The sequence below is a fragment of the Bacillus sp. MUM 13 genome, from assembly GCF_001866725.1.
Lineage (GTDB): Bacteria > Bacillota > Bacilli > Bacillales > DSM-1321 > Peribacillus.
In genome coordinates this window covers 98,350-121,947 of sequence record NZ_MLYQ01000040.1, presented here as the reverse complement: position 1 = coordinate 121,947, position 23,598 = coordinate 98,350, and the positions used below count along the sequence as shown (strand labels likewise).

Below are 23,598 nucleotides of genomic sequence, written 5' to 3'. Positions count from 1 at the left end.
TGCGGGGTCTCACCTTCCCGCTAATCCCGCAGGAGTCTCGCACCTTACGCTCCAATCAACCTTATTTAGCATTATGATCGCCTTACAGAACACATAAAAAAAACAACCTTCTTTAAGAAAAGAGCCTTTAATTAATAGGAAAAGATGTGTATATCGTTCCGGAAATGACTTTATTTTATGTATATCAGGCAGGATGATTGGCACCTGCTAAATTCCCCGGCAAATTATCCGATAAAACTAGAGGATATTTTAAATAAGAAGGAGTTTTTCAGCATGATGAGAAAATACGGAGCGGCGGCAGCGGCCCTGCTTCTTTCAGCGAGTATGCTTGCGCCAAAGGCAAGCGCAGCACCAGCCTACACAATTACACCTAGCAGCAAGACGTTTAGCGGAAATATGATGAACTTCAGCACCTACAATAATAATACCAAGCATTATTACCTGCTTCGCTCATATCTGGAGCAGCTGGAGAAAAAGGGCGGCGGCACACTAATCCTAAACGGAGGCACATACACCATTTCGAATACCCTTTATGTTCCTTCCAATGTAACCATACGTTTGAAAAACGGTGTCAGACTAGTGAAAGGGACAGTAAGCGGGACGAAGCAATTTGCCGCAGCTAAATCTATGTTCCAGCTGATCAGGCCTTCCCGTTCAGGAAAAAAGGGTGTATACGGAAAATATAATGGTGAAAAAAATATCTCCTTCATCGGTGAGGGGAATGCTGTCATTGATATGAAATATGATAATGAAAGCATCGCGATCATCATGGGCCATAATAAAAATGTGAAGGTGAAAAATATACATTTTCAGCATATGCGGTCAGGACATTTTATCGAAATGGATGCATCTGATTATGTGTCCGTTATCAACAATTCTTTTGTTGATTCCAAGCCATCGCCAAACCGGAACAAAGAGGCGATCAACCTGGACACCCCAGACCGTTCGACAAAGGGCTGGAGCCAGGAATGGAGTACATATGATAAAACGCCAAACAGGTATGTGACGATAGAGAGCAATACATTCCGAAATCTGGACCGGGCCATTGGGACCCATAAATATTCAGGCGGCTCTTATCATGACCATGTGACCATCCGGAATAACAGCATTACGAATACCCGCCTGGATGCTATTCGGGTCATGAACTGGTCGAATGCCGTAATTGAAAAAAACAGCTTCAAAGATGTGGCTGCAGGTGAAGCCAAATACCGCGGTATTCTTGCCAGCGGAGCATCCAATCCGATTTTCCAGAACAACACATTTGAACATATAGGCCGCCCTATGCAATTTCTTGCGGCGAAAAATGATGGTCCTGGCTCTCAATATGCGATAACGTATAATACACTAAGCCAGAAAAACATGGACGTGCTAAAAACTAATACAGTGAGGAATACGAGCGAAACCTTTATCCGTATCAATCATTTCTATAATGTGTACAATGACACGATTAAAATTCCTTGTGTTGTAGAGGAGTAAGCTTAGTTACACCCGCATGGTTCCTCTGAAGAGCTGTGCGGGGTGTTTCATGTTTTGTAAGGTTTTTATGATAATTCGTAAAATTTTGCTGCTATGGAACAAGGTGGTTGATTTCCGCTCCAGGATGCTCGCTTTCCGCGGGGCGGGCGGTGAGCCTCCTCAGCTGCGCCTGCGGGGTCTCACCTGTCCCGCTAATCCCGCAGGAGTCTCACACCTTACGCTCCAATCAACCCGATTTAACAATGGGATTACCTCGTATAACTCATTAAAAATCCTGAGAAAGTGTATCAAAACATTAAGTTCCCCTTAAATGCATAGGGAAAGACCATGAATGACCATACATTCAGTTTGAAGACTGAATTTTGATTTGGTTCTAATAAGGCGGCCTTTCGCTCGAATGACACGGTAATTGGCTCGAATGAGCTGAGAATTCGCTCTAATCAGCGAGAATTTGGAACTATTATCCATTTAAATGGAAATTAAAGTATGAATTTTTGAGCCCGCAGTGATATTCTTCATGAAAATACCTTGTTTTTTCCTCTAATTCAATATTATTGGGCATGAAAAAAAGATATTTAAAGATGATGAATGGCATTAAACATGATATAGTCACATTATGTAGTTTTTGCTGTTATTTTGGAGTTTTTTGCAAACCATAAAGTAAAAGAAATTTATTAAAAAAATTAAATACAGAGAGATGGTATTTAGATTTGGATAATTCACGAAGCACAAGACATAAAAAGATAAAGAAGAAGAAACGGGGATTAAGAAGGTTTTTTACTATTCTTGTTCTGCTGGTTATTGCAGCTGGTGCCTATGTTTATTTTCAGTATAAGCAGGGCTTGTCAGAGGCGCTGGACGGGGCAGGCAAGGAGAAGGCCGCGAACTATGACTTTAACGGGAAGCTGCCGGATAACGGGCAGATCAATGTTCTCTTGCTGGGCAGCGATTCCCGCGGTGAAAAGCACTCCAGGACAGATTCCATTTTAATCGCCCATTATAATCAGAACACGCATGAACCGAAGCTGGTGTCGATCATGAGAGACAGCTATGTTGATGTTCCAGGGCATGGCAAGCAGAAGATCAATGCTGCCTTTGCATTTGGCGGGCCAGAGCTTTTGCGCAAAACCATTGAAGAAAACTTTGGTATCAATATCAACTATTATTCGATTGTTGATTTTAAAGGATTCCCTAAAATTGTGGATACGATTGCCCCGGACGGCATTAGGGTCAATGTGCCGCATGATATGTCATCAGGCATTGATATGACGCTTCATAAGGGAGAACAAACCCTCCACGGCAAGCAGCTGCTCGGATATGTCCGTTTCCGCCATGATAATATGAGTGACTTCGGCAGGGTGCAGCGGCAGCAGGAGGTTCTTGGAAAGTTAAAGGATAAGGCTACAGAAATCAATAATGTCGTCAAATTGCCGAAAATTCTTGGCATGACAGCACCATATATTGATACAAATATCGACACGAAGACCATGCTGATTTTAGGCAAGGATGTTATTACAGGACAAGCTAAGAATGTGGACAAGCTGAGAATTCCGCTTGACGGTACCTTTGAAAATGAAAGAATTCCCGGAATCGGCGCAGTGCTTGCTGTCGATCTTGAAAAAAATAAAGCCGCACTTCAGCAATTTTTGTCATCCTCCAAATAATTTGGGGGATTTTTTTAGTTTTCTGGAAAGTTCGTGCAGCATATAATTTTGATACATTAAAAGTGCAGGGGGATAGCGGATGTTAAATTGGGGCGTGAAAAATTGCAGGAAGCTGATGTTACTGTTTTTTCTTTTGGTGCCTGTTTTGTTTGTTTCAGCATATCCTGTTAACGCGAAAGAAACCGCAGCTAAGAAGACCGTATATCTTACCTTTGACGACGGTCCAGGCAAATATACAAATAGCATCTTGAACATCCTCCAGAAATATCATACGAAGGCGACGTTTTTCATGATCAGCGGAAATATGAAAAATAACCCTAAAAATGTACTCCGCATGATCCGGGAAGGACATTATCCAGCACTGCACAGTGTCAGCCATGATGCTCATAAGCTATATAAAATCAACTCAACAAATTTTGCTAATGAAATGGTCACTGCACAGCAAACTCTTTTTAAAATCAGCGGCTTTAAAAGCAGATTGATGCGGGCTCCTTACGGAAGTACGTATACAACTAAGGCGATGAGGGATTATGCGGTCAAAAAGGGCTTTAAAATGTGGGATTGGACAGTGGATCCAAGAGACTGGGCATTGGCTCGGCATCCGGAGAAAATCCTTGAAAATATTAAAGCTCAAACAAAGCGGACACGTGAGGTAATTATTCTTCATGAAAACAGCCAAACCGTGAAGGAGCTGCCGCAAATTCTGGATTATCTCCGTAAAAGGGGATACGAGATGAAACCCTATGATCCAAAGCATCATTTTACTGTGAACTTCTTTAATGATAAAAGGCTATAAAAAAAGCCCAGGCACCTTGATTGAAGGGGCTTGGGCTTCTTGCAGCCGGTATCGTGAGTTATCTCAGCTTCACCATTTTGTTCGAAACATTATTGTAGAAGTAGAGGCTTGAACCTTTTACAGATAAAAAGCCCGCCTGCGTATTTTTGATTTTTTGTTTACTGGTGCCCCCAAGCTTCATCTGATAGACAGAATTATGGTCTGCAAGATTAATATAATAAAGCGTGCTTCCAATGATTTTCAGCGAGTAGATGGGGTGGTTATCCACTTTAGTCACCGAAGATCCTGTCAGGGACATCCTGTAAAGCTTGTGGTCATTTTGATTGGCATAATAGATGCTGGAATTATACCGGACAAAATCAGATAGAGAATAGAGCTTTTGATATTTGGTGCTGCTTGCTTTTGGCAGCTTACTTTTATTCCAGATATGATCCCTTGCTAGCCTGTTTTCCGGGACAAGCAGGTACTTGTACGTAAGCACGTCGGAACGGTCATTTGTCACAGGGTCATCAAAGGTGCTGTCGATATAGTAATAGCTTCCTCCTGTTTTCACCATGTTCCAGGCGTGGTCTCCGCTTCTTACTGTGCCGTTCACCTTAATCGACCAAATGCCTGCTTTATTCAAGAGGAGCTTCAGGGCTTTGGCGTATCCGTCACAAACCGCTTTATGGGAAACGAGCGCCCCGTAGGCTGTGAAGGAGCTTTGCGGCAGGTTGTTTTTCACATAATGATCATAATCATAGGACGTGCTGTTCACAAGGAAATCATGCAGGTAAACAATGCGTTCGAGTTCGGTTTTCTTCGTTTTTGCTGTTTTTACAGCAGCGTTCACCTTGCTGTTAAGGGACGCTTGCATTTTGGTGATTTCACTTTTTGAACCGATATATTTCGGATAAAAATAACCGGGTGACCACTGAAAGTAGTACTGGGTATAAAAGATTTCCGGATGGTTATCAAGCACCTTTTGATAGGCGGCAGTAATCTTGCTGCTTTCCTGGCCATACTTGCCGAGAGGAATTTTAGATTGCATGTGGAAAATTCCTTTGTAAATCGCGTTATACAGCAGATCATCAGATGAAGCTGCACTCGCTTTTGGAGCGGAAAACGGCATAAACAAGGAAAAAATTAAAATGGCTGGCAGCAGCGGCAGAAACAGTTTTCGCTTAAACATTCTCCACATCCTATACATAATTTGTATTTCCTATTTTAATAGATTTAACATAGATTTGCCATTATTAGTGAGCACAATTAAAAACACCATCCCGGTATGGCGGGATGGTGCTGATATTATCTTTTTACGAAAATTTTAACTGTTTTTGAGGTATTGCCTGCCCGGTCCTTGGAAGACACATACAGTGCTGTTCCTGCTTTTTGCTTTTTCATTTTCACAGTAAAGGTTCCATTTTTCCCTGCATATGCATAGCCGATTAATTTATTGTGGCTTTTTACATAAACCTTGGAATATGCTTCTGCTTTACCTGTTACCCAGCCTTCACCTGCTTTAACAGCATGTACGACTGGTGCTTTAGGTGCCGTCGCATCCTTTACGATAAGCTTTACAGAAGAGCTGATGTTCTGGCTTTTGTCTGCAGCGAATACATAAAGCAAGGTTCCTGCTTTTTGCTGTTTGTCCAGTTTTACAGAGAACATGCCTTTACGGTCTGCAATGCCTGTCCAAAGTGTTTTGCCTGCTTTAACTGTAACGGTTGATCCAGCTTCTGCTTGTCCTGTCACTTTTTTATCAAAGTCTCTGACTATATGAACATATGGAGCATGCGGAGCCGTTTTGTCCAGAACGGTTACTGTTGTTTTTTCGCTATCGTTTCCAGCAGCATCTGTAATGCTTGCAGATACGGTGGTTCCTGCTTTTAAGTGTGATGTCTTGATTTTAAATGTGCCATCTGCACCGATAAGAACATCACGTTTAAATTCTTTTCCATTAATCCAGACTGTAAGCTTCGATCCTGCTTCAGCTTTACCAGTAATGAAAGAATCATGATCTGTAACCGGATTAACAACTGGAGCATCAGCTGTAATGTCTGTCACTTTTTTGATTCTTCCTTCGAAGGCTCCTGAAACTGGAGATTGTGCTTTCAGGTAGTTAAGCAGGGCATCAAAATCAACAGGGCCTGTCACTTTGTTTTTGCCGCCGGTGAAGGCTGTGTAGCTGTCTCCGCCAGTTGCCATGAAGTTATTGACGGTTGCCGTATATTCAGCGTTCGGATCAATTTTCTTTCCGTCAGGAAGGAATATGTTCACAACTTTTTGCCCTTTTGGAAGTGCATCAGACCATGTGTAGGTCAGCCCTGAGATTTGAAGCATATTGGTTTTTTCAGGCTGCCATTGCTGATTTAATACATCGCGGATCTGCGCGCCTGTCAGGGTCATTTTCACTAGGTCATTGCCGAATGGCTCAACTGTGTAAACCTGGCCCCAGTTGATGGTTCCCTGGTCGATATTGGCGCGGATTCCGCCTGGATTCATGAATCCGAAGTCTGTTTTCATTTCTGTGCGCATGCTGTCGGCAATGACATTTCCGAGAACAGATTCGCCTGATTCATTTTGGTCTCTTGTAAGAGGCATGCTGGCTGTGCCAACTTCTTGAGAAATAATCGGTTTGATGTCGTTCAGATATTTATCGACCAAGCCTTGAGTTTCAGCGTCAGGCTCTATGCCTGTATTCAGTGTATTCACGATTTGTGCATCTTTTTTAACGATATCATGTGTTGTTGGGTCAATCTCCAGATTCACATCTGAGATAGCGGCACCGCTTGAATATGCTTGGACAAGGAGCTTTCCGTCTACCGTAGAGTTCAGGTATTTATGATCATGAGCGGCAAAAATAACGTCCACTTCATCATCTACCGTATTGGCAAGGTCGATGGCTTCACCTGTGGGATTTGATCCATCAAGATTGGAGGTTCCGGGATTATGGGCTAATACAACGATAGCCTTGACTCCTTGATCCTTTAATTCTTTCGTATATTTATTGATTGCTTCTGCTTCGTCTGTGAATTCAACACCCTCAACACCGCTTGGAATAACGATGCTTGGTGTATCAGAATAGGTAACCCCGATAAAGCCGATTTTTTGTCCAGCTTCTTCTTTAATGATATAAGGATCAAAGATCGGTTTTCCAGTTGACTTGTCGATTACGTTTGCGGAGATGTACGGGAAGTTTGCTCCCTCAAAGGTGCCATATTGCTTGGTTTTCGGATGCTCTCCGCCATTGACCAGGCGCTTCATTTCAGCAACCCCTTCATCAAATTCGTGGTTGCCAAGAGTGCCGATATCAAATTTCATCAAATTCAAAAACTTGATGGTTGGCTCGTCCTGCAGCAGGGCGGAAACCGGCGAGCTTGCGCCGACAGCATCTCCAGCCGAAACCTTGATGGTATTCGGGTTTGTCGCTTCAAGCTTCTTTAGGTAGGCAGCCAAATAGGCAGCCGTTCCAGTGACTTGTCCATTAATCTTCGTTGTTTTATCAAGCTGTCCGTGAAAATCATTGATGCCAAGAATTTGGACCTTTACATTTGCAGTTGTATCCTCAGCGTGAGCAAGCTTTTGTCCTGCAGGAGACATGAACGATCCGAATAGAAGGGCAGAGGCCGTAATCTGGCCGAGCCTGGTAAACTGTTTCTTTTTCATCAAGGTTACACCATTCCTTTTCACAAATTAGTAGATTAATAGAGAAATAAGTAAAAAAAGGGCGCAGCATGCTAGCTAACATCCTTCATTATTATATATTTCTATTAGTTCTGTGAAAAGGTAATTTTCAGAAAAAATACAAAAGCCGCCATAAATTTTCATGGCGGCTAAATATTTTAACGTGATTTATGCTGTCCGGGAACAAAGGGGATATGTGCAGCTTTCATGATGATCCTTGATATGTCTGTATTATCTATGACACCTTTGAAATTCTCACTGCCTGGTCCTTCTGCAAAGACGGCAATGCTGTTAGCTGTATGTCCTCCAGTTGTTTTGCTTGCTGCCCGAATGCTGCGGTCCTGGACCCCTGCAAGATTATGAAGAGCGATGAGACTTCCTATTTCCCAGCCGGTAATTTGTGAAGGATAGATGGATTTGCCTGGAGACTGAAGATTTTTAATCAGCTCCTGAGTTTCCTTGGGAGAAAGCTTTATATTGGCATACTTCTGAAGTACCTCTACAAGGCTTTCAGGAATGATTTCTCCATCGCTTGTTTTTTTAAGCTGTGAAGCCATGTATTCAGATGAAGCTTTTACGCTTTTCAGTCCGCTAACATTCATGGGTTCTGATGACGAAATGCCCATCGTTTCATGATCGGCAAGCACAACAACAAGTGTATCTCCGCGTTTTTTTGCCCAGGATGTAACCTCTTTGACTGTTGAATCAAACTCGGCTGTTTCCTGCCAGATTCCTGTGAAATCGGCTGCGTGTGAGGCATGGTCAATACGTCCGCCTTCCACCATTAAGAAAAAGCCTTTGTCAGAGCCGGCGAGAACATGGAGTGCTTTTTCAGCCATTTCATTCAAAGTGGGCTCATTGGAACGATAGATATCCCGGTCATTCACAAATTGCATATATCCCTGATTGAATAAGCCTATAAGCTTGCGGTTAGAAGGAGCAGCCCGCAGCTGATTTTTGTCAGCAACGATGGTATATCCATTTTGACGGAATTTATCGATCAAATCTGTTCCGTTCTGTTCTTTTGGCGAAAAGTATTTAGCTCCGCCGCCGAGGATAACATCCAGATTATGCTTGTAAATTTGCCTGGCAATATCGGCATTTCCTGTCCACCTGTTTGCAGCGCTTGCACTAAAGGCTGCCGGTGTGGCGTCGGTGATCATGCTTGTTGAAATGATTCCCGCCCGTTTTCCATTCATCTGTGAGGCGTCAAGGATACTGTCTATTTCCTTTCCGCTCGGATCTGTGGCGATAGAACCGTTATTGGTTTTCACCCCTGTTGCAATTGCTGTTCCGCCAGCAGCAGAATCTGTTACAGAATTGTTCTCAGAATAGGTATGCATCAAAGCTAGATGCTCCATTTTCTCCATATTCAGCACGCCTTTTTTTCCATACTCCAACTGCCTCGCTATTTCCATCTGCCCAATTCCCATTCCGTCACCGATCATGACGATGATATTTTTTGGAACAGAGCCTTGTTTGGCAGCCGTTTTTAACGGGAGCCCGCAAAAACTGCCAAAAAGCAGAGTGGCTGTTAAAGTGAAGGCTTTGATATTGTGAGGCTTCATCACTCTTCAACCTCCTTTCAGTTACCAATAGGGTGCGTGATGCAGCTTGAATTATTCATGATGAGAAAAAGGAGGGGGAGAGGTATAAAACAGTGCGGGAAATCCATATTAACTATGTTCGTTATTAACGTTTGGGAGGGATTTTTAATGATGCAAAATCAAGGCCAAAACCACCAAAATATGCATACAGGCAGCGTACCTCCGCATTTAAACCATGGAGGACATGAAATATTTGATGTCGGGGAAGTGCTCTCTGGAACGATAAGTACGCTGAATTCATATATGCTGCTCCGCTCTCACGTGCAGGATCCTGAGCTGCTGGGAATTTTAGACCGCCAGAGTCAATTTATCCAGAATGAATATAACATTACGCTAGATTGCTTTAAAAGCGGGCAAGATCCGGCACAGCCGACTCAAAGCTATAAAATGAACCAGGGAAATGACTTCATTTACGGCTTAACACCAACATCGCCAACGAAGCCGGTGCAAAATGTTTCTGAAATGACGGATGCATCTGTTTCAAGCTGTATGCTCGGAGCTTTAAAATCGAGTGCTTCAGCGAAAACGATGGCAGCCCTGGAAACAACAAACCCTGTTGTCCGGCGCGTGCTTGCAGATTCGATCCCGAATTGCATTGAAATGGCCTATGAAGTCTCGATTTACCAAAACAAGCATCATTATTACCAGGTGCCGCAGCTGGCAGAGCAGGATATGCAGCAGATGCTGAATGCTTATGCACCTGCATCAGGCTCAGGGCAGCAGAGGCCAAATGGCGGAATGGCTCACTAAGATTCCAAATGAAAAATGCCCTTAAGCATACTGCTTAAGGGCATTGCGCGTTTTTAAGGATCCGGCGCTGATTACGCAGCAGCTTCTGCAGAGTGAGCAGGCTTGTTTCTTTTAAATAAAAGGAGAGCTGCTGTTAATAGGGAAAAGACTGCTAAAAAGACAGCCAGTGCAGCTGTATTTCCCCAAAAAGATGCATAGTTATCAAGGTTGATGACGGCTTTGAATCCACCGATTGAATATGTCAGCGGAAGGAATTTGCTTAATGTCTGGTAACCCTGCGGCAGCATATCTATAGGAAGGCTTGAGCCCGTTATTGACAGCTGCAGAACCAGGAATGCCAATCCCGCAAAGCGGCCGATATTTCCTGCAAGCACTGTCAAAAAGAAGACGATCGCCAGGAATGCCAGGCTTGCAAAAATGGAAAACAGCACCATGCTGATTCCGTTCATAAAATTGGAATGAATAAAGAATAGAGTAAACAGGGAAACGATGGCTGCCTGGGCAGCTGATAGCATTGCCATGGTTCCTAATTTGCCTCCGTAAAAACGTAACTTTGAAACTTCAAGGTTTTCCGGCAGCTTCAAATCAAAAAGAAGAGTCAAGAGCAATACGCCTGTAAACAAGGCAAGTGACAAGATATATGGAGCATTCGCATAGCGATATGCCTTGAATTTATGGATCGCTGTTCCAGCAAGTTTGACTGGAGCGGAAAATTGCTCGATGTTTTTATCTCCTGCATGGATGGCACCGGTTTGTTCTGCACCGCCTGCCAGTCCAGCAGTGAGTTCATTGGAACCGCTTTCAATTTCACCCACACCATTATCAACCTTTTTCAGGCCAAATGTCAGGGCTTCCCATCCAGTTTTAACAGACTGAGTTCCATTGGATACTTGAAGCATTCCGTTATCAAGTTTGTTAGCGCCGAGAGTTAAGGCGCTCCATCCGGTTTTGACTGTCTGGTTTCCGTCAGCAACCTGTTTTGTGCCATTTGCGAGTGTGGAAACACCAGAGGTCATGTCTTTCCAGCCGCTCTCAACAGTATGGTTGCCTTTATTAACAGAAGAGATGCCTCCATTAATGGCAGCCACTGAATCCGTCACCTTTTTCCAGGAAGAATTAACAGTTTCGTTTCCTGCAGCAAGTGTTTCTGTTCCAGCTGCAAGGGTGCCTGCTCCTACCGATAAGGTATTTGCTCCTGCTGAAAGCTTTTTGGCACCTGCATTGACTGCGGTTTGGCCTTTTACCAAATCACTCAATCCGCCATTCAGGGCTTTTGAACCTGTTTTTGCAGCAGCAATTCCAGTTGAAACCTGTTCAGCTCCCGCTTTAAGATCAGGAGTTTTTGCTGCAAGCAGACCCAGCCCGCCAGAAACCGCTTTGCTTCCCTCTAATAGCTTTTTAAAATCAGGGCTTTCTTTAAGGCCAGGCACTTTCTCAGCCAATTGGTCAAGTCCTGCAGCGACTGACTGTGCTCCGGCAAGCAAGGATTTTGCATTTTTGTTTACTTCGCCTGCGCCGTCAGCAACCGCCTTGCTTCCAGGCTCAAGCTTGGCCAAACCGCTGTCCAAAGAAGTGCTTCCGGATGCTGCATCTTTTAAACCATTAAGAACCAGTACAGAACCCGCCTCAAGGCTTCCGGCTCCAATAGCTAAATCACGTGCGCCTCCTGCAACCTTTTTCGCTCCGCCATCAACCTGCTTGGCGCCGTCCGCTAATTGGCCGATGCTTCCGGAACCATTCTTAAGAGATTTCAAAAGAAGACCAGATCCGTTCTCAAGCTGCTGTGTTCCGTCCGCAAGCTTCGAGATATCTGAAGACTTTTCCTTCAGTGAAGATAAAAGCGTATTTGTTCCGTCATTCACTTGCTTAGAGCCATCCGCTAGTTTTGCGATGTCGTTTTGTTTTCCGGAAAGAGAGCGGTATAATTCGCCTGTTCCCGATTTAAGCTCTTTGGAACCATCCGCCAATAATGAGATATCTGGCGCCTTTTCCGATAGGGAAGAGAGGATTTTTCCTGTTCCCTTATGCAGCTCCCCGGCACCGGTATTGATTTTTCCTGAACCATAAGCTCCGTCTTTAAAGCCCGCAGAAATGTCTGATAGCTTAGCAAATAATGTTTTGGTGTATGTTTTGGTAATCTGGTTATCAAGCTTTTCATGAATCGCGGCTGCTGCATTTTTCGTAACCTGTGCCGCCATAAAATGAAGCCCTTCATTTTGTGTGTACTTCAATTCTGGTTTCTTGGGATTTTCATCCAAAACGGTTGTTGCGTTTTTGGAGAAATCACGCGGGATTTCAATCACCATATAATACTTTAAATCCTTCAGCCCCCGCGCTGCATCGTCTGAACTTACAAAATCCCATCCGAGTGAATTGTTTTTCTTTAAATCTGCCACCAGATCACTTCCGACATTAATCGGCTGATCTCCTGACATGCCGCCTTCATCATGGTTTACAATGGCTACCGGCACTTTTGATAAGTTGTCATAAGGGCCCCAGCCGGCAGTAAGGATGATTGCCGCATACACAAGCGGTACTAATAAAACAGCGATAAGTGCAATAATCCATCCCTTTCTCCCGGTCAGTCCAGATGACTGTAATGCATAACCTTTCATTCTATCCCCCCATTGAATCTTTTTTACGCACAGAAAATGAATTGTTATTCACTTTCTGTGCGTAAATTATAATATTCTGAATATTAGTACTAAATACCTGCTAACTTTTTTAATGGTTACAAAATTTTTACTCGCTATTCAACAAGAGGTTGATTTCCGCTTCAGGATGCACGCTTTCCGCTCATCTAAGCAGGAGTCTCGTAACACTCGAATCAGCCTGACTTAACAATGGAATTGCCTCACAGAACAAATTAAAAACAACAAACTTTAAGAAAGGTCGTACATAAGAGAGATTCCGGCACAGTTTGCAAAATTGCACGAAAAGAAAATATTTCCAATAATGGGAAAATGACTTATGATAGAGGGGATAAAGAAATAGGGGGAACGATATGAAGCCGATTGCGAAAAAAATCCTGTCACTTGGCGTAAGTTTGTCTCTAGCCTCATCACCGTTTTTTTCTCATCATGAAGTCCTGGCTAAGGGACCGGCAATCTCTAAAGCAGCTTTGCCGCTGAAAAGTGCCCGCGCTTCTCTAAATGGCAAGCTGCAGGAAGCAAATGCACAGAATTACAGTGATGATACACTTGTTGTGAAATACTCGAAGCCGTTATCAGCAGCAGACCACCAGCTCGCGGGAGGCACTGTCATTCGGCATGTGAGCGGACTGAATTATGTTGTTGTTAAAGTGAAAAACAAGAAAGATTTAAAGAAGGCGCTATTAAAATATCAAAAAAATAAAAAAGTTGTGTCTGTCAATGTCAGCCCGATTTATAAAGCTCTGGGTACAGCAGATCCTAAAACGGACAAGCAGTATTCACTGAGTCTTCTGCATATCAATGAGGCTCAAAAACTGGCCGGAAAGAACAAAGTGACAGTTGCTGTCATTGACCAGGGAATTGACCGCAATCATTCTGAACTGAAAGGATCCCTGCTGTCAAGCTATAATGTTGTGAATCCGATGAATCCGGCTAATCCTGATTTTCACGGCACACATGTGGCAGGAATCATCGCTGCCAAAAAAGGAAATGGAATCGGCGGGTACGGTGTAAACCCGAATGTAAATCTTCTTTCGGTCGATGTGTTTGACAGACAAGGCGGCGCCTATGATTATAATATTGCCCAGGGTGTTTTATATGCGGCAGAAAAAGAGGCTAAGGTGATTAACATTAGCATTGGAGGAGGGTTTCCCTCGCCGGTCCTAGAGGATGCCATCAAAAAGGCAATCTCTAAAGGGGTGGTTGTGGTAGCCGCTTCCGGTAATGACGGGATGGAAATGCGGAGTTATCCGGCAGCCTATGAAGGGGTTATCAGCGTCGGTTCGGTTGACAGCAAGAAGAAGCTCAGCTATTTTTCCAACTACGGAGCCACAACAGATATTGTGGCGCCTGGTGAGGATATATACGCGCCTATTTATGACAAAGAGAAAAAATCAACCTTTGGTGCGATGAGCGGAACAAGCATGGCCACGCCGGTCGTGGCAGGGGCGGCATCACTGCTTCTTTCAAAATATCCAAAACTTACTCCGGCACAAGTGGAATACATTTTGGAACAAACATCAACAGATCTCGGAGCATCAGGCTATGATATCAAATACGGAAACGGGCTTGTCAATCCAGTTTCAGCCTTGAAATATGATATAAAAAAACTTCCGGCTTTCGTAAAGGAAAACTGGACTGTAGATGAAATTTTTAAAAAGGCAGAAGTCATTAAACCTGAAGCAGGAGCAAAGAAAATCTCTGGATCAATCACAAAGCCTTATCAGCAAAACTGGGTGAAGTTTCATGTGGAAAAAGGGGAGTATATCCAGGCAAACCTTTCTAGCAGCTCTCCATATGATTACAAGGTAATGGTGAATTTTTACGGAAACGAAATAAAACAGCAGATTGAAGTAAACAAAACAATGCAGGGAAAGAACGAAGCTAAGCTGATTCAAGCTCCATTTACAGGAGACGTTGCTATTGGTGTGAAAGACGTGAACGGAAACTTTGATAAAAGCCGTTCAACGTACTCGTTATCCCTCACTAAAACAGACAAGCTTCCAGAGGATGAATCAAGCAAAGAAGCACCAATTGATATGAAAAGCGTTCCCGGAGCCTTGCATCTTACAGGCGAAGAAGGTGACGACGATTATTTCACCTTTAAATCAGGAGATACATCGCAGCTGATGAAATTCAGTGCCTCAGGAATTCCTGGAGTCAATATCGGGATTGAAGTGTACGATAAGGCTTCCCTCTTTCCGCCAGCTGACGATGATTCCAGAGATGGAGAAGGAACAGCTCCAAAAGACGGAGAAAAAGCTGCTTCCAATGAAAAACCGCCTGCCAAGGAGGAAGATATCCCGTCACTATTCTTTGCGAATAAAGGCGGCATGGGGGACGGTGAAACAATTACCTTCCTTGCTGAACCTGATACAGAGTATTATGTGAAAGTAACGAGCAAGAAGCTGAAGTTGGATGATTCCATGAGCTTCATTGAATTCATAAATATGCTTATGACTGGAGTGTTCGAGTTTGAGCAGGAACCTGGACAATCTCTGCTTCCTTATCAAGTTCACCTCGACAGCAAGCCGCTTCCAAATGATGAAGATGGCCTCCCAAGTGAAGAACCAAATGGAGAAGATAGCGGCGGGGACTATGATTCTGATAAGGAATATGAAAAGATCTCCAGCGCAGCCCTTCCTTATGTATTAGGAAGTACGCTAAGTGGCTATATTCAGAACGAGGGTGATGAGGATTGGTACTCATTCACTGCAGATAAAACCGGAATTTACAAATTTGAACTTCCTGGAACAGAGGGAAGGCCTCTGCTGCAGATTTCAGAAGTAATTGAGTCAAAGGACGAGGATGGAAAAACACATAGATTCTTAAATCCGATTGGCTATAATGTGGAAGGCGATTTCTTTTCTATGGGATTGTCGAAGGAAGTTTATACAGGATTTAAGGCAGGGAAAACATATTATTTAACTGCGGTCATGAATCCATTTTCTTCGAATCTTTCTTTTAATCCGTATCATATCAAGGGACAGTTCTATATGAAAGCTTCAGGAGACATTTATGAAGAAAATGACACACCTGAAAAGGCGAAAACAATGCCAAAAGGGCCGATTGAAGGAAACTTCGCCATGCCGAATGATACTGACACCTTTTATCTTGCGCCTTCCAAAACCGCCATTTACGGAGTGGACTTTCAGCGCAAGGAACTGACAGATTCTTTGAAAGCAAGATATCCTCAAGCGCTGCTGGCTCCTTTCTTCGGATTCGTGGCCATCACCGAGGATACGAACCTAAACCACAAGCTGGATGATGATGAATATGAAAAAACTACTTATGTAGAAAAAATGGATCAATCCGGCTTTAATTACGGTTCCTTTAAGGCTGAAAAAGGAAAAAGGTACTTTGTCACATTGCAGAGCTATATTGATAGCGCCTCACCGCTGACATTATGGCCATATAAGCTGACTGTTGCACCGGTGAATCAAAGCGATGAAGACGCTTCTTCCAAAGTGCGTAATAATACACCGTCGAAACCGCTGCAGTTTAAAAAGATTAATAGCAAAACCTACTCTGCAAGTGCAAGTTTGAATGCAGGAGTCGGAGAAGGCGATGAAGACTGGTTTGCCTTCACATCCGCAAAAACTCAAACAGGGAAGATCACACTAAAAACAGGCAATGAAATCGACGGAGTGATTGAGGTTTACAAAAACGGGAAACGTGTCGCCTATAGTGATTACTACGCACAGGGAGACAGCGAAATCTTATCGCTTAACCTATCAAAAGGCACATACTACATCAAAGTCCGCGACAGCAAAGGAAATGCATCTTTCAATCAGTACGGATTAACGATTGCATTGAATTAGATACCTTTTAAGCAGCTCTCCTTTAGGGGGCTGCTTTTTTCTGCACATTTCTCATGAGAAGGTGCATGGATTTGGGAAGTTGCATGATTTTATGGGAAAGTCGCATGATTTCGAGAAAAGTTGCACGAATTTGCTGTAAAGGTGCATGATTATGGCTAAAAGCCGCATGATTTCTGGAGTAATCCCTGATTGTTAAGCATCAGAGCTGTGAAAAGAGCCTTAAAAGAGCGTATCAAAACCTTAAGATACCCTAAGTGTTTTAGAAAGACCATGAAAACAAGATAAACTTCAAAAATATAAAAATCCCCCGGCTTCTAAAGTCCAGGGGATATATTAATTCTTATAATGTTTTGCAGCCCATGTATCTTGGTTTCCAGTAGGAGTTGCTTAAGCTGGCGATGCTTACTCCGTGGGAAGAAGATGAGTTGATGAACTGGTTGTTTCCTATATATATGCCAACATGGGAGACGCCTGATCCGCCAGTGTTGAAGAATACGAGATCTCCTTTTACTGGGGCAGAGGTTTTTAGTCCGATGTTAGAGTAAAGCTGTGAGGAAGTCCTTGGAAGGATGATTCCTTGTTTTTGATAGACGTAATAGATCAAGCCTGAGCAATCGAATCCGGATGGAGTCATGCCTCCCCATCTGTAAGGAACACCCATGTATTGTTTGGCAGTACTGATAAGTCTTGGGACATCAACATTGTATACGCCCATAGCATTGTAGGTATTGCGTCCGGAAATTCCGTCAGCAGTCAGTCTTTTTGCGGATTGGAATCTTTTAACGGCACTAGTTGTTGAAGGACCGTAGTATGTAGTATATGAACCTGAATAGCTATAATAGCCTTTGATTTTTAATAGATTTTGGAGCTGCCTGACATCTGTACTTGTCATAGCAGGTTTAAGAGTTTTGTCTCCGATATTTGCGGAAGCCTGATGGCTGAAAAGCGGTGATAGCATAATGGCGGCAGCGGCTGCAACAGAAGCGATTACTTTTTTCATGATGTGTGTTGTTTCCTCCCGAATAATATCTTGGATAACTTGTACAATCATGGTAATACAGGAATGTTACAATAAACGCGCAATAATATTACAATTGTATTACAATTTTGAAATAGTAATCATTGGTAAATTTAATTTAGGTAAATTTTGACACATGAACATAAAATTTCTTAATATGATATAATTCGACTAGATGTTTATTTAATGGTAACAGGGGAGAATCGCATGATATCTAAAGTTAAAGAGCTTTTTAATGAAAGTTCAAAAGATTTGAAAAGACTATTTAAATTAACAGAAAAAGTAAATAAATTAGAGAAAAAGTATGAGAAATTGTCAGATTCAGAGTTAAAGGCATGTACTGAGGCCTTTAAAGAGAAGCTGAAATCCGGAGAGACTATTGAGAATATTCAATCAGAGGCGTTTGCTGTTGTAAGGGAAGCTGCCAAAAGGGTAATGGGTCTCAGGCACTATGATGTGCAGCTGATTGGCGGAGCTGTCATGAATGAGGGCAGTATTGCCCAGATGAATACAGGGGAAGGGAAAACACTTGTTGCCACTCTTCCAAGCTATCTGCGCGCGCTTGAAGGAAAAGGAGTTCACATCATTACAGCGAATGAATACCTTGCCAGCCGCGATAAAGAACTAATGGGCCAGGTTCATGAGTTTCTTGGCCTGACGGTTGGATTGAATATCTCCCAGATGGAAAACGCTGAAAAAAGAGCGGCCTATCAGGCTGATATCACGTACGGAACTGGCACAGAGTTTGGTTTTGACTATCTTCGCGACAACATGGTATTCCGTAAGGAAGATAAAGTTCAAAGGGGCCATCATTATGCGATTGTCGATGAAGTGGACAGTATTTTGATTGATGAAGCGAAGACACCTTTGATTATTGCCAACCAGTCCAGCGAGGGAGCCGAGCTGTTCAGGATTACCGCTGAGATTGTCAGGAATTTTAAAAAAGATGAGGATTATGATTTATTCCAGGATACCAAGCAAACCTTCTTAAGCGATGGAGGTTCGAAAAAGATTGAACAAGCTTTTGGAATAGACAATCTGTATGAAGCCGAGCATCAGGAGCTTCTTCACCATGTGATGCAGTCTCTGCGTGCATCCGTCATCATGAAAAAAGACGTGGATTACATTATCAAAGAAGGAAAGATTGTCATAATCGACCAGTTCACTGGAAGGGTTATGGAAGGCCGTACATTCAGCGAGGGCCTTCATCAGGCAATCGAAGCAAAGGAAGGTCTTGAAATTTCTGAGGAAAATGAAACACATGCAACGATTACGATTCAAAACTATTTCCGCATGTACAAAAACCTTTCCGGAATGACAGGCAGTGCCACACCTTCTAAAAAGGAATTCTGGGAAACGTACCGGCTGAACGTCGTCACCATCCCTACAAATAAAGAAGTCCGCCGAATCGATTATGACGATCTGGTATATAAGGATCAGCCTTCAAAAATCAAGAAGATCATTGAAGAAGTCAGTGTGATGCACGGCAAAAAGCGTCCTGTCCTGATCGGGACGACTTCTATTGAGCAATCTGAGAAATTATCGGCGCATTTGAAGAAGGCAAAAATCAAGCATCAGATATTAAATGCCAAAACAGAAGAAGATGAAGCAAAAATGATTTCAATGGCCGGCCAAAAAGGCCAGGTTATGCTTGCGACGAACATGGCTGGACGGGGAACGGACATCCTGCTTGGCGAAGGAGTCAGGGAACTTGGCGGCCTTCATATTATCGGGACGGAAAGGCATGAAAGCAACAGAATCGATATGCAGCTGAGAGGGCGTTCAGGACGCCAGGGAGATGAAGGCTCATCGCAATTCATTATCTCGCTTGAAGATGATTTGTTCCTTTATTACGATGAAGAAGAAAAAGAACGCTATATGAAAAAAGTAAAAACAGACACTAACGGCCTTGTGCTTACACCGGATCCCGTAAAGTTCACCAAAAAGGTCCAGGAAATGATCGAAAGTACACACTACAGCTCCCGCAGCCATCTGCTGAAGCTTGAAAATGTGCTGGATCAGCAGAGCAAGGTTGTATATTCCATGAGGGACAGGGTTCTTGACCTGGAAAGTGATGAAATGTTCCAGGAGCTCCTCCAGTATATGGAACGTTATATCGTTCAGATTATAGACAGATATTATCCGGAAGATCCTGCAGAATGGAATCATGAGGGGCTTGAATATGAACTTTCCATCTTGTTCTTTGCCCAGCATTTCCCGCAAGGAAGTCTGGCTGAACTTGAGAAAGCTGAGGCAGAGAGTCTGATATGGAGCGAGTTTGCCCATTTGAAAGAAATGATTTCCACTCTGGAAGAAGATGAAGGGTTAAGCATGCAATTGAAGCAGTTCATGCTTTCAGCCATCGATACGAACTGGATCACCCATTTGAATTTGATGAGCCAGATTAAAGACGGAATCCATCTTCGCAGCTATGCACAAGATGATCCTTATGTTCAGTTTGAAAAAGAAGGAATGGCAGAATTCAAACAGCTGATTGCCGATATCGAGTCAGAAATCAGCATCCGCTTCTCTGAATTCATGAAAAATGCCTATGATTATACAAATGATGATGAAGAAGGTGAAGAGTGATGGGATTATTCAAGAAAAAATCACCTATGCCAGTTAAAGAACCAATCGCACAACCCCCGGAGAACCTGTCTGAAACACTTGCAGACTTAGGGACGGATACAAGTTTATATTTTCACCCTGATTGGGAGCTGAGTGCTTCTGAGCAATATGTGTACCGTTTCCGCCATCAGCAGCTGGAAGCTCTGAAGCCTAACCAATTATCAATTACAGGACTGAATATGGCAGAGCTTGACGGCGATATCATGGTGGTAGCATTTTTGCGCAACACTCTTCCGAAAGCCGTGAATTTTGAAGAAGTTGATCTGCTGCTGATTGATAAAGACGGAAAAGCATTTGCCAAAAAACAGTTCGAAATGGATGATATCGGTGAAATGCCGCCGATGTCCTGCATGCCATGGAGATTTCTGTTTTTGAAGGAAGACCGGGTATCCGAGGAGATTCCTGAAGACGGCTGGAAGATTGCCTTTCAGCTGAAGCAGCCTCAAAAGGAAGCTTTAGATCTTGATAGTACATGGGAAAATCAGATTTCCGCCGAACAGCGCAAGTATCTGGAGGAAATGGTTACGAACCTTCCTAAACTGAATCCCGGAGAGATCAATTTAATGGGAATCGAAGCCACTATGAAAGATGATGGGACACTTGCTTGCGTGGTTCTTATCCGCAATGGAAACGATAAGAACATCAAGCTTGAGACCATTCCTTTAGTTGTGGAAGACGCTGATGGCGACATTGTCTGCCAGGGCGGATTTACACTAGAGAACTTTGAAGTGAAAGCAAATACCAGTAAGCCATGGACATTCATTTTCCCTGCTGCGCTTATTACAAAGCCTCAGCCTAATTTTGAAAGGTGGAAGGTATATCCTCCGCAATCTTAATGGAGGCGCAAAAAAACCTGTTCTTTTTGAACAGGTTTTTTCGTGCTTACTCTTGTTCTATGTATATCAACACCAGAAGGCTAGCGCTTCCACCGTTTTCTAGCCCTTATGTAAAGTCCGGCCAGTTGATTTGTATCTGGTCGCCTTCTATTTTTTCAAGTGTCCGGTATTTGAATGGAAGAAGATCGCTGTCAGGCTTGCCGATGAATTCTCTGATCAGCTCAAACGGCAGAAGTTCAAATTGATCGGATGCTTCGGAGATAAAGTATACCCCGGCAATTTGTCCGCTGCTGCTCATATCTAGTGTGAGAAATGCAGGATAATAAGTTTGGTCTTTTGCTTCAAGGATCCCTTTTGCAGTGATCTTGCCATCTGGCTCAGTTTCAACAGCATCGTTTGAGATTTTGTCCAGAACCTTTAATGCCCAGCCCGGCTTTTTGTAGCCGCCAATGATCTTGGGCGGGGTATTTTTTAATTGTTCTTTGAGATGGTTGATCTGATTTTGGTTATTATCCATGATCTATTCCTCCTTATAGTGAATACAAGTCCATGCCAGGCAACTTGCATACTCCTGATGTATATGCCAGGCACCGTCAAAAAAAGGCGGATGCGGTGCAGGAACTGGATATCTTGCTCTTTAAATGCCTGGCTTTCAATGCATTTTATACAGCGTAGGAGCCTGATGACCTTAATAATGAAGAAATTAAACTGATTCTCTCCATTGCCTGAATCCTTATAATTCGTTAAGCTTGGTGTGACGCAAATAGAGTTTACAATATGGATAATCATAACATACTTTATTTCTTTAGATATATTCATTCACCGTCATTTTTGTTGTGGAGCGTTAAATCCAGGACACTCGCTTCGTTAAAGTACCGGGAGAAACTTTGAATGGTAGAATTAGCATAGGAATTTTTTATAAAATCATCAGCACGGGGCAGCGGGAAGATGGGGCTTCCTGAAAGGGTACTATCCAAGCATCTAAACCAGTGGATATGTCTCTTTCTATTAAATTCCGAAGACTTTTGCTCTACCCGGGTTCCTGCAAAAAACCAGGCAGCTGAGGCAGGCCTGGTTCTTCAGGTTTTATAAGCTTCTATAACCTGCGAATCTGGTTTGATAGTAAGACATGCTGAGTGAGCTGATTTGCACGCCTTTACTCGAGCTGGCATGAATGAACTGTCCGTTTCCTATGTAAATCCCCATATGCGAAATGAGGACCGAGCTTGCCGGATTGGTAGAAAAGAAAACCAGGTCGCCGGGTTTAGGAGCTGCTACGGATTTGCCAAGGTCATAATAAGTGGCTGCAGAAACTCTTGAAATCTGGTAGCCGGAATTTTTAAAAACGTAATAAATGAAACCGCTGCAGTCAAAGCCATCAGGTGATGCTCCAGCCCATGAGTATGGCACACCGATCATTTTCTTTGCCATTGCAATTACAGAGCTTGCGTCCTTGGCTGGAAGCGGATTTGGCTTTGCTTCAGCAGGTGGTGCCGGTGCTGGTGCTGGTGCAGTTCCGCTTTTAGGAATCAGCAGGCTTTGCCCTACAGTGAGTGCATCAGTTTTTAAATGATTGAAATCAATGATGCTTTGCGGGGAAGTTTTAAATTGAGAAGCGATTTTCCATAAGCTGTCACCAGACTTTACAAGATAAGCCGAGCTTTCGGTTTTGCCTTCTGTATTGGCAGGCTTCGGCAGTGTCACCACGGTCTTTTCTTTAGTTTGGGAGATAATCAGTTTTTGCCCTATGTATATACTGGCGGTTTTAAGATTGTTTAGTTTTTTCAGTTCTGCCAGAGTGAGAGAATATTTATTGGCAATCTTGATTAAGGAGTCTCCCTTTGTGACTGTATATGTAACTGAATTGGTTTTCTTTAATGTGACCTTTGTATCTGGAACTGTCAGCTTCTGATTGATGCGCAGGCTATCGGAAGACAGTTTGTTCATTTGTTTAAGCTTGGCGACGGTAATATGGTGAGCGCTGGCGATTTTTGAGAGGCTGTCGCCGCTTTTTACGATATATGTATCAGCAAGTGCCGGGGAGGCGAATGCGGATGATATGACCGCTGCAGCTGACAGTGTGACAATGCCCTTGTTCATTAATTTCCCACCTCGGAGTCTTTTTTCCTATTCTACCAAATAAAGAATTGCAAGATATATTACAATTTGATTACATTTGGCGATTTAACAATTTGTATGCTGAATTTTAGTTTAATTGCTTGATATATGTAAAATAGTGTAATTTTAATAGTGCTTCAGTTGGGTGGAGGCGTCTTTTTGGAGTTCGCTCGAATGAAGGCGGATTTGGCTCGAATCAGAAGGAATTTGGCTCGAATCACTGGGTAACTGGCTCGAATCAGACTCAATTTGAAACTATTATCCAATTAAATGGAAATTATGAGCGTTTCAGCTGCCACAGCAGTTGGGCGGAAGGATGCGTCTAATTGTAGTTCGCTCGAATGGAGGCGGATTTGGCTCTAATCAGAAGGGATTTGGCTCGAATCGGTGTGTAACTGGCTCGAATCAGGCTCAATTTGAAACTATTATCCAATTAAATGGAAATTATAAGCATTTCCGCTGCCGCAGCAGTTGGGTGGAAGGAGGCGTACAATTGGAATTCGCTCGAATGGAAGCGGATTTGGCTCGAATCGGTGTGTAACTGCTCGAATCAGGCTCAATTTGAAA

14 protein-coding genes and 3 pseudogenes are annotated in these 23,598 nt (G+C 43.2%); 8 read left to right on the top strand and 9 right to left on the bottom strand.

From position 1 onward, the window contains the following. Positions 1-273 precede the first annotated feature (273 nt). From BIV59_RS12440 to BIV59_RS12430, 3 genes are all read left to right on the top strand, one after another. Positions 274-1,476 (top strand): right-handed parallel beta-helix repeat-containing protein, encoded by a 1,203-nt coding sequence (locus tag BIV59_RS12440; protein WP_071351819.1) that lies wholly within the window; start codon positions 274-276, stop codon positions 1,474-1,476. Positions 1,477-2,186: 710 nt separating this feature from the next. Next, positions 2,187-3,140, top strand: a complete 954-nt coding sequence (locus tag BIV59_RS12435) for an LCP family protein (protein ID WP_071351810.1) — start codon at positions 2,187-2,189, stop codon at positions 3,138-3,140. Between the two features lie 79 nt (positions 3,141-3,219). Further along, a complete protein-coding gene (locus BIV59_RS12430) occupies positions 3,220-3,936 on the top strand; it encodes a polysaccharide deacetylase family protein (protein WP_083392154.1) in 717 nt (238 codons plus the stop codon). Between the two features lie 58 nt (positions 3,937-3,994). Here BIV59_RS12430 and BIV59_RS12425 read toward each other — a convergent pair whose 3' ends face one another. The 4 genes and pseudogenes from BIV59_RS12425 to BIV59_RS12415 all read right to left on the bottom strand — a co-directional run bounded on the left by BIV59_RS12425 (position 3,995) and on the right by BIV59_RS12415 (position 9,170). Continuing rightward, positions 3,995-5,107 carry a DUF5050 domain-containing protein gene (locus BIV59_RS12425; protein WP_071351809.1) on the bottom strand — a complete coding sequence of 371 codons (1,113 nt, stop codon included), beginning with the start codon at positions 5,105-5,107 and terminating at the stop codon, positions 3,995-3,997. Between the two features lie 116 nt (positions 5,108-5,223). Further along, positions 5,224-5,982 carry an Ig-like domain-containing protein gene (locus tag BIV59_RS24440; RefSeq protein ID WP_481747432.1) on the bottom strand — a complete coding sequence of 253 codons (759 nt, stop codon included), beginning with the start codon at positions 5,980-5,982 and terminating at the stop codon, positions 5,224-5,226. Next, positions 5,977-7,584: pseudogene (locus BIV59_RS12420) on the bottom strand (bifunctional metallophosphatase/5'-nucleotidase); the annotation flags it as partial. The pseudogene BIV59_RS12420 and the gene BIV59_RS24440, both read right to left, overlap by 6 nt. 176 nt (positions 7,585-7,760) lie before the next feature. Continuing rightward, positions 7,761-9,170: an alkaline phosphatase gene (locus BIV59_RS12415; protein WP_071351817.1), complete on the bottom strand. Its 1,410-nt coding sequence runs from the start codon at positions 9,168-9,170 to the stop codon at positions 7,761-7,763. A gap of 147 nt (positions 9,171-9,317) precedes the next feature. Between BIV59_RS12415 and BIV59_RS12410 the strand changes: the two genes are divergently transcribed. Further along, a complete protein-coding gene (locus BIV59_RS12410) occupies positions 9,318-9,959 on the top strand; it encodes a spore coat protein (protein ID WP_071351807.1) in 642 nt (213 codons plus the stop codon). 71 nt (positions 9,960-10,030) lie between these two features. Here BIV59_RS12410 and BIV59_RS12405 read toward each other — a convergent pair whose 3' ends face one another. Beyond that, positions 10,031-12,574 (bottom strand): YhgE/Pip family protein, encoded by a 2,544-nt coding sequence (locus tag BIV59_RS12405; protein ID WP_071351806.1) that lies wholly within the window; start codon positions 12,572-12,574, stop codon positions 10,031-10,033. Between the two features lie 389 nt (positions 12,575-12,963). Here BIV59_RS12405 and BIV59_RS12400 point away from each other — a divergent pair, with 389 nt between their 5' ends. Then, positions 12,964-16,431 (top strand): S8 family peptidase, encoded by a 3,468-nt coding sequence (locus BIV59_RS12400; protein ID WP_071351805.1) that lies wholly within the window; start codon positions 12,964-12,966, stop codon positions 16,429-16,431. Positions 16,432-16,771: 340 nt separating this feature from the next. On the opposite strand, the pseudogene BIV59_RS24435 reads toward BIV59_RS12400, so the two are convergent. Beyond that, positions 16,772-17,113: pseudogene (locus BIV59_RS24435) on the bottom strand (C40 family peptidase); the annotation flags it as partial. A 42-nt stretch (positions 17,114-17,155) separates the two neighbouring features. Continuing rightward, positions 17,156-17,323, bottom strand: a pseudogene (locus BIV59_RS24430) (peptidoglycan-binding domain-containing protein); the annotation flags it as partial. 333 nt (positions 17,324-17,656) lie between these two features. Here BIV59_RS24430 and secA2 point away from each other — a divergent pair. Together secA2 and BIV59_RS12385 are read left to right on the top strand one after the other, a co-directional pair. Then, positions 17,657-20,038 (top strand): accessory Sec system translocase SecA2, encoded by a 2,382-nt coding sequence (gene secA2 / locus BIV59_RS12390; RefSeq protein WP_071351803.1) that lies wholly within the window; start codon positions 17,657-17,659, stop codon positions 20,036-20,038. Next, positions 20,038-20,913 (top strand): accessory Sec system S-layer assembly protein, encoded by an 876-nt coding sequence (locus tag BIV59_RS12385; RefSeq protein WP_071351802.1) that lies wholly within the window; start codon positions 20,038-20,040, stop codon positions 20,911-20,913. The genes secA2 and BIV59_RS12385 overlap by 1 nt, the downstream gene beginning before the upstream one ends. Before the next feature lie 106 nt (positions 20,914-21,019). On the opposite strand, the gene BIV59_RS12380 is transcribed toward BIV59_RS12385, so the two are convergent. Together BIV59_RS12380 and BIV59_RS12375 are read right to left on the bottom strand one after the other, a co-directional pair. Beyond that, positions 21,020-21,430, bottom strand: a complete 411-nt coding sequence (locus BIV59_RS12380) for a hypothetical protein (RefSeq protein WP_071351801.1) — start codon at positions 21,428-21,430, stop codon at positions 21,020-21,022. 569 nt (positions 21,431-21,999) lie between these two features. After that, entirely contained in the window at positions 22,000-23,013 is a 1,014-nt protein-coding gene (locus tag BIV59_RS12375) for a C40 family peptidase (protein WP_071351800.1), read from the bottom strand. A 334-nt stretch (positions 23,014-23,347) separates the two neighbouring features. On the opposite strand from BIV59_RS12375, the gene BIV59_RS12370 reads away from it, so the two are divergent. Further along, on the top strand, positions 23,348-23,572 hold the full coding sequence (locus BIV59_RS12370) for a hypothetical protein (RefSeq protein ID WP_071351799.1): 225 nt from the start codon (positions 23,348-23,350) through the stop codon (positions 23,570-23,572). The last annotated feature ends 26 nt before the right edge of the window (positions 23,573-23,598 follow it).